General features: G+C 68.4%; 6 protein-coding genes and 1 pseudogene. 4 read left to right on the top strand and 3 right to left on the bottom strand.

Features of this window, described 5'->3' with window-relative positions:
• The first annotated feature begins 373 nt into the window (after positions 1 to 373).
• Complete coding sequence (locus tag ACFPZI_RS07800; RefSeq protein WP_381360041.1) at positions 374 to 1,039, top strand: hypothetical protein; 666 nt, start codon at positions 374 to 376, stop codon at positions 1,037 to 1,039.
• Positions 1,040 to 1,073: 34 nt separating this feature from the next.
• The gene (locus ACFPZI_RS07795) at positions 1,074 to 3,740 is read left to right on the top strand and encodes a DEAD/DEAH box helicase (protein ID WP_381360038.1); all 2,667 of its coding nucleotides are present in this window, start codon (positions 1,074 to 1,076) and stop codon (positions 3,738 to 3,740) included.
• A gap of 22 nt (positions 3,741 to 3,762) precedes the next feature.
• Here the strand turns inward: ACFPZI_RS07795 and ACFPZI_RS07790 are convergent, their stop codons facing one another.
• The 3 genes from ACFPZI_RS07790 to ACFPZI_RS07780 all read right to left on the bottom strand — a co-directional run bounded on the left by ACFPZI_RS07790 (position 3,763) and on the right by ACFPZI_RS07780 (position 5,696).
• Positions 3,763 to 4,326 carry a hypothetical protein gene (locus ACFPZI_RS07790; RefSeq protein WP_381360036.1) on the bottom strand — a complete coding sequence of 188 codons (564 nt, stop codon included), beginning with the start codon at positions 4,324 to 4,326 and terminating at the stop codon, positions 3,763 to 3,765.
• Complete coding sequence (locus ACFPZI_RS07785) at positions 4,323 to 4,535, bottom strand: hypothetical protein (protein WP_381360033.1); 213 nt, start codon at positions 4,533 to 4,535, stop codon at positions 4,323 to 4,325. Before ACFPZI_RS07785 ends, ACFPZI_RS07790 begins: the two co-directional genes overlap by 4 nt.
• Before the next feature lie 228 nt (positions 4,536 to 4,763).
• The gene (locus ACFPZI_RS07780; protein ID WP_381360030.1) at positions 4,764 to 5,696 is read right to left on the bottom strand and encodes a tyrosine-type recombinase/integrase; all 933 of its coding nucleotides are present in this window, start codon (positions 5,694 to 5,696) and stop codon (positions 4,764 to 4,766) included.
• Between the two features lie 161 nt (positions 5,697 to 5,857).
• Between ACFPZI_RS07780 and ACFPZI_RS07775 the strand changes: the two genes are divergently transcribed.
• Together ACFPZI_RS07775 and ACFPZI_RS07770 are read left to right on the top strand one after the other, a co-directional pair.
• On the top strand, positions 5,858 to 6,322 hold the full coding sequence (locus ACFPZI_RS07775; RefSeq protein WP_381360028.1) for a hypothetical protein: 465 nt from the start codon (positions 5,858 to 5,860) through the stop codon (positions 6,320 to 6,322).
• A gap of 488 nt (positions 6,323 to 6,810) precedes the next feature.
• Positions 6,811 to 7,153 (top strand): annotated as a pseudogene (locus tag ACFPZI_RS07770) (transposase family protein); the annotation flags it as partial.

Here is a 7,153-nt window from a genome sequence, read left to right as displayed (position 1 = left end):
CAACCCCGATGCTGCGCATCAGGGTTGACGCTCCGTCCGCTGCGCTCCCGGAGCGGCGGGACTGCGTCCCGCTACCGGGCTTCCGCTGCGCTCCAGCCCGGGCCGGCGGGTCCGCTGCGCTCTCCCGCCTGATGGTCCTTCCGGCTTCGCCTCCAGGACCGTTGGGGCCCGCTTCGCGGGCCGGGCTGGCTACGAGAGTGAGGGGTTGCTCGGTCGTTTCGGGTTCTGGTGTAGCGTGTACATCAGGTTGATGCAGCATGTACCGTTGGCGGAAACTCTGGACACCCCCCAACCACCCGGTACCCTCCCTCAATTCCGAGAGAAACGATCGCGGATGACAGGTCATCACGAATCTACCGGACCAGACCCCGCGATGAGCAGCGATTGTGTGCACCGGGTGACGGAGTACCAGACGTCGGGCACGAACGCCCGGTTGAGGCTGTTCGCCCTCCTCCAGGCCCAGGGCGTGCCCGCGGCCGAGGCTAACGACCTGGTGGCCGCTCTGGAAGCCAGTGCGGTCGCCGGGGCGCAGAGCGAGGTGGTCGAGCTGGACGGGATAACGCCGGCCTCTCAGAGCGCGCGGTTCGCGGACGGCTGGGACGAAGGCGCTGCGGCGGTGAGCGAGGCCCTGGTGGGCATCGCGGACCGGGACTGGGTGCGGCGTGGCGGCCGGTCGGCCGGGTCTGCTGAGCTGGCCGTACATATCGCGGACGTCAGGCGGCGTGAACGGGCCGCTCTGGTGCGGCTGGAGGCGTTCGTCCGGGAGACCGTGCTGCCGCGTACGCACCCGAACACCACGGCGCGGCGGCGGGTGCTGGAGGCGCTGGGCGAGGTCGGCGGTCTGTGCACGGCACGGACGGTGGAGATGTCCAGTGGTGACGTCATCCTCGACGCGCGCGAGGCCGGGCACTACGACCCGGACGACCTGCCGGGGTTCAAGCGCGGGAAGTCGGACGGGACGCCCGGCGGATGGCATCTCGCGGGCGGGTCGATCTGGAGCGACGCCGGAGCGGCCTGCACGCCGCACGCGGCCGTCTGAAAACTACAGGAATTAGCATCGGGGAGGCAAAGAAATGTCGGCAATTCCGCTCAAGGAACACCAGGTCGACCAGAAGTCAGCGTTCCATAAATGGGTGGGATTCCCTGCAAGATCACCTGTGCCCCCAGAGGGGGCACGTGCCATGGGGGTGTCCGCGACCGGGTCCGGGAAGACGATCACGGCCGCCGCGAGCGCTCTGGAGTGCTTCCCGGACGGGCGGATCCTCGTCATGGTGCCCACCCTGGATCTGATCGTGCAGAGCGCGCAGTCCTGGCGCCGGGTCGGGCACCGCGCGCCCATGGTCGCGGTCTGCTCGGTGGACAAGGACGAGGTCCTGGAGCAGCTTGGAGTGCGTACCACGACCAACCCGATCCAGCTCGCGCTGTGGGCAGGGTCCGGGCCGGTGGTCGTGTTCGCCACGTACGCCTCCCTGGTGGACCGCGAGGACCCGGAGGACCCTTCGGGCCGGCGGACGGTGCGCGGGCCGCTGGAGGCAGCGCTGGCGGGCGGGGAGCGGCTGTACGGCCAGCGGATGGCCCCGTTTGACCTGGCGATTCTGGATGAGGCGCACATGACGGCCGGGGACATGGGCCGGCCCTGGGCGGCAATCCACGACAACGCCCGCATCCCCATCGACTTCCGGCTCTACCTGACCGCCACCCCGCGCATCCTCGCCGCGCCCAGCCCGCAGCGCGGCCGGGACGGACGGGAGCTGGTGATCGCGTCGATGGAGGACGACAGCGCCACCTACGGCACCAGGATTTTCGACCTCGGGCTGGCGGAGGCGGTAGAACGCTCGGTCCTCGCGGGCTTCGAGATCGATGTACTGGAGATCCGTGACCCCGACCCGACCCTGGGGCTGTCGGAGGACGCGCTGCGCGGCCGGCGCCTGGCGCTGCTCCAGGCCGCGCTCCTTGAGCACGCGGCGCAGATGAACCTGCACACCGTCATGACCTTCCACCATAGGGTCGAGGAAGCCCGGGCGTTCGCCGAGCAGATGCCGGCAACCGCCGCCGAGCTGTACGCCGCCCAAGCCTCAGACGCCGCCCTGGCCGATGCGGAGGAACTGCCCGCCTCCTCCATCGGCGCCGAGCTGTACGAGCTCGAGGACGGCCGCCACGTACCCCCGGACCGGGTCTGGGCCGACTGGCTGTGCGGCGACCACCCCATCGCCCGCCGGCGCGAGGTGATCCAGCGGTTCGCCAACGGCAGCAACGCCGAGAACCGGCGCGTACACCGGGCGTTCCTCGCCTCGGTACGGGCCCTGGGCGTCGGTGTCGACATCACCGGCCTGCGCGGTGTGGAAGCGGTGTGCATCGTCGGCTCACGCAGCTCACAGGTCGACATCGTCCAGAACATCGGGCGGGCGCTGCGCCCGAATCCGGACGGCACAGTGAAGACGGCGCGGATCATCATCCCGATCTTCCTGCAGCCTGGGGAGGACCCGAAGGACATGGTCGCCTCGGCCAGCTACCAGCCTCTGGTCGACATCCTCCAGGCGCTGCGCTCGCACTCGGAGCGCATGGTCGACCAGCTCGCTTCCCGCGCCCTGACCCGCGGCACCGAGCGCCGACGCCTCCACGTCCGCCCCGCCCCCGCAGCGGGAACCGACGGCGGTGACGGTGAGGAGACGAGCGAGGCGCAGCAGGAGGTCGACCGGGTCACCTCTATCGTGATCAACTTCGCCTCCCCCCGCGACGCCGCCGACATCGCAGCCCTGACCCGCTGCCGCGTCATCCGCCCCCAGTCCCTGGTCTGGCTCGAGGGCTACCAGGCCCTGCTCCGCTGGCGAGCGGAGAACGAAATCACCGGCCTGTACGCCGTCCCCTACGACGTTGAGGTCGAGGCCGGCGTGACGAAGGACTTCCCCCTGGGGCGGTGGGTGCACCAGCAGCGCAAGGCGCTGCGCGCCGGAGAAATCGACCCTCACCGCAAGGAGCTCCTCGACGAGGTCGGGATGGTCTGGGAGCCCGGCGAGGAGGCGTGGGAGAGCAAACTCGCCGCGCTGCGCTCCTACCGGCGGGCCACCGGGCACCTCGCGCCCCGGCAGGACGCCGTCTGGGATGACCCGGCTGGCGGGGGCCCTGTGCCGATCGGGCAGCACATGGCCAACCTCCGCCGCAAGGGCGGCCTCGGCAAGGACCCGGAGCGGGCCGCCATGCGCGCGCAGCAGCTGGCCGCGATCGATCCGGACTGGAACTGCCCCTGGCCGCTGGACTGGCAGCGCCACTGCCGCGTCCTGGCGGACCTGGCCGACACCGAAGCCGACGGCGTGCTGCCCGACATCGCCCCCGGCGTACTCATGGACGGCGACGACATCGGACGATGGCTCCAGCAGCAGCGCAAGCCGGGCACCTGGGCGCAGCTGTCCGCCGAGCAGCAGGAGAGGCTGACCCAACTGGGCGTCAAGCCGCTCGAGGCGCCGCCTGCGGCACCGGTGGCTGGGCGTGCGACGAAGGGCCCGAACAAGGCTCAGCAGGCGTTCCAGCGGGGCCTCACGGCCCTCGCGCAGTGGGTGGAGCGGGAAGGCGTCCACCGGCCTGTACCGCGCAGCCACAGCGAACACATCACGGTCGACGGCGAGGCGGCCCCGGTGACCGTGAGACTCGGTGTGTGGGTCTCCAACACCAAATCGAGGCGCGACAAACTCAGTGCCGAACAGCTCGACGCACTCCGGGAACTGGGCGTGGAGTGGGCATGACCGCCGTGGATGGTGGTGTCGTTCAGCGAGCCGTGTTCTCGGTGCGGATCATCCGGCGCAGGCTGGTGCGGGCAGCAATCAGGTCTTCTTCGAGGGCGGTGATGCGGGCGCGGAACGTGGCGTTCTCCGAGGCGGCTTCCTCCAGCCGGCGGGTGAGGTCCTGGTTCAGGGCGTTCAGCTGGTCCGCTCTGGCTGCTGTGTCGGGGGCGTGGATGGCATCGAGTTGCTGGCCGAGTTGGTGGCGCAGGGCTGCCTGGAGCCGGTCGCGTTCGTCGCGGAGTTCTTTGATTTCCTGCCGGGCGATTTCGAGTTCGGTGCGCAGGCTGAGGTGAGAGGGCGGGCTTGCCGTGGCAGATGGCAGGGTGCTGTGGACTTGGCGTAGTTGGGCTGCCTCGATGTGCTCGCGTACGCCGGGGGCATAGGTGAGCCAGGTGGAGACTCGGGCGGCGCGGGCGACTGCGGCGAAGGTGAGCGGCTTTCCCTGTTTCTCGAGTGTGGCGAGGACGGTGAGGACACGGGCTCGTTTGTCGAGGCTGTGACGGCGTCTGGCTTCGGCGAGGGGGGCGGGATTGCCGCGGGGATTCATCGCGGGTCTTTCGGTCGGGCAGTGGTGAGGGGCAGGAGGGTGTGGTTGTCGCCTGCTCGTGCTTTGCGCAGCACAGTGCTGGCTTCTTCGATCTGGGCGCGTTCGGAAGCGGGGAGGGATGCCAGGTGTGTGTTCATGCGGTCGATGACGCGCTGGTAGGCGGTGATTTGTACGGTGAGGGCGGTGGTGACGAACTCGGCTGCGCCCATGGCGAGTGCGGTTTCGCGGTCTGCTCTTAGAGTGCGGTAAGTGATGTTTCCTGCCGTTTCACACCGATGTGATGACATGCCATAACGGGGTGATTCCGGCGGTCGAATGATCAACATCGCCGCCCTGGCCGAGCGCACGGCTCCGGCTCCCCGGTTTGGCTCGACAGCCGAGGTCAGGGGCCTGCTACCCACTGGGACGAAGTGGTGCGAAATTAGCTAGACCATCACTTACCGCACTCTTAGTTCGTTGATGTGGTGCTCGATGGCGGGCAGGTAGGAGGGGTCGGGGCGGTAGAAGCCGCAGCCGGCGCACTGGAAGCGGATGGGACACGCCTGGCCGCCAGCTTTGACGTTCGACGGCTCGGTGCAGCCGCCGTAGGGAACGGCGACGGAGCGCATCTCGTAGGCTGTGCTCGAGCTGGGGCTGAGGTGGCCGTGCTGGTCGAGGACATGTGCGCTGAGCTTGGCCACGGCTTCGCTCTTCCGCTTGAGGGAGACGGTGTAGTAGCGCTGGGTCATGGCGATGGATTTGTGGTCCATCAGCTCGCGCAGCACGTCGACGGGGGTGCCGGCGTCTGCGTGGCGCTGGGCGTAGGAGTGGCGGAAGGCGTAGGGGTAGATCAGAGACCGGTCGAAGAGCAGGCGTTGTCCTTTGGAGTCGGTGCCCTCGGCGTGGAGCTGGGGCAGGGCGTCTGCCCAGAGCCTGAGGGCGTCGCTGAGGTAGGTGCTGGAGATGTGGGGGGCGTCGCTCAGGGCGGTGAGGGACGGAAAGAGGTATCGATCCCCCTTGGCGGGAAGATGCAGCTGGTCGCGACAGGCTTGCCAGATTCGGATGGCGTCGGCGGTGGAGGTTGTGATCGGCAGACGTCTGCGGTGGCGTTTCCTCTTGTGGTTGTCCCAGATCAGGGTGGGCTGGCCGTTGTGGATCTCCAGGCAGTCACGGGCCAAGGAGACGATCTCGAGCGGGCGGCGCCCGGTGTCACGCAGGACGATGTACATCGTGCGGTACAGCAGCTGCCGGGCGTCGGGAGCGATATCGCGGCAGCCGTAGGTGCTTCCGGTGCCCAGGGTGTCGAGGTGGGCGTCCAGTTGCCGGATGACGGACTCGGGGATGGCCTTGCCGATGAAGTCCTCATTGAAGATCCACCATCTTGAAGTCACTGGTCACGGGGCTGGTGTGAGTTGTTGATCGTGTGCTCGTGCTGGTCGAGGGCGCTTGTCGGACCTCAAGATCGTCTGCCGTTTCGGCGATGACGGATCTGTGGATTCTCCGGCGTGTGTGAGGCGGATATCCGTACGATCCGGGCGGGAGGTGCATCAAGGTGGCCCAGGACGCGGAAACGGACCTTCGTGAGCTGATCACGGCCCGCAGGGCTGAACTGGAGGTGCAGGAAGAGAAGTTGAGCCAGCAGTTGCAGGAGGTCCGTGACGAGCTGGAGGAACTCGCTGTCGCCGAGCGGGTCGCGCGTCGGCTGGCTGAGCAGGCGCGCGCCGAAGCCGAACGGCCCGTGACGCCGCCCGCCGGGCAGGTCGCGGGCCGTGCGGTACTGGCGGTGCCGCAATGCGAGCGGGACATGGACGAGACGGTCCTGCCCGCGGACTACCAGCGGATCATGGACGCGGTGCGGCGGGCCGACGGACCGGTCATGGTGAAGCAGGTCTGCGGTGAGCTGGGGATCTCCTTGGAGCCGGCCCGTTCGGAGGCGATGCGCGCGAAGCTGAACCGGCTGGCCGAGCGGGGCTGGCTGCGCAAGCTCGCGGACGGGAAGTTCACCACCACACTGTGAACATGGGCGGGCGCGACGGCCTGCATCCTGGCCGTAACTTCCGCGCCCCCGGCGGCAGTTGATGTCGTATGCGAAACAAGACCAGCTCCGCCAGGGGCACTGAGAGTGCGGTAAGTGATGGTCTAGCTAATTTCGCACCACTTCGTCCCAGTGGGTAGCAGGCCCCTGACCTCGGCTGTCGAGCCAAACCGGGGAGCCGGAGCCGTGCGCTCGGCCAGGGCGGCGATGTTGATCATTCGACCGCCGGAATCACCCCGTTATGGCATGTCATCACATCGGTGTGAAACGGCAGGAAACATCACTTACCGCACTCTGAGACGGTTGTCTACCAGTCGAGCCTCACCCTGTCCACGGCCACCCTGGCCTTCCTCGGCGACTTGCTGCGCGGCCATCTGAAGAAGATCGGCTCGCGGTGGCGGAAGCTGCCGCCCGGGAGGATCGCCACGATCGTCCTCGCCGTCCTGCGCCATGACCAGCGGCTTGCCGACATGGCGGGCGGCAACAACATCTCCGCGACCACGGTGCGCCGCTGGGTGATGGAGATGATCGAACTGCTTGCCACGCGGGCCGAGCGCCTGGACCGCGCGTTGAAGAAGGTCACCCGAAAGGGTGGCCACGTCGTCCTAATCGACGGCACTCTGATCCGCACCCGACGCCGCACCGGAGCGGACAACCGCCGCAACTACAGCGGAAAACACAAGGCCCACGGCCTGCTGTTCCTCGCGCTCACCGACGACCGGGGCCGGCTCCTGTGGATCTCCGCGGCCCGCCCGGGACGCTCCTCGGAGATCACCACCGCCCGCTACAACAAGCTCGTCGAGCGCCTGCGCG

Source organism: Streptomyces chlorus (genome assembly GCF_042655885.1).
Taxonomy (GTDB): domain Bacteria; phylum Actinomycetota; class Actinomycetes; order Streptomycetales; family Streptomycetaceae; genus Streptomyces; species Streptomyces chlorus.
This window is presented reverse-complemented; position numbering and strand designations above follow the sequence as displayed.

What these genes read in the sequence shown, in the direction of transcription:
- ACFPZI_RS07800 (WP_381360041.1), top strand. Translation starts at nt 374, where the DNA reads ATGAGCAGCGATTGTGTGCACCGGGTGACGGAGTACCAGACGTCGGGC.
- ACFPZI_RS07795 (WP_381360038.1), top strand. Translation starts at nt 1,074, where the DNA reads ATGTCGGCAATTCCGCTCAAGGAACACCAGGTCGACCAGAAGTCAGCG.
- ACFPZI_RS07790 (WP_381360036.1), bottom strand. Translation starts at nt 4,326, where the DNA reads ATGAATCCCCGCGGCAATCCCGCCCCCCTCGCCGAAGCCAGACGCCGT.
- ACFPZI_RS07785 (WP_381360033.1), bottom strand. Translation starts at nt 4,535, where the DNA reads ATGGGCGCAGCCGAGTTCGTCACCACCGCCCTCACCGTACAAATCACC.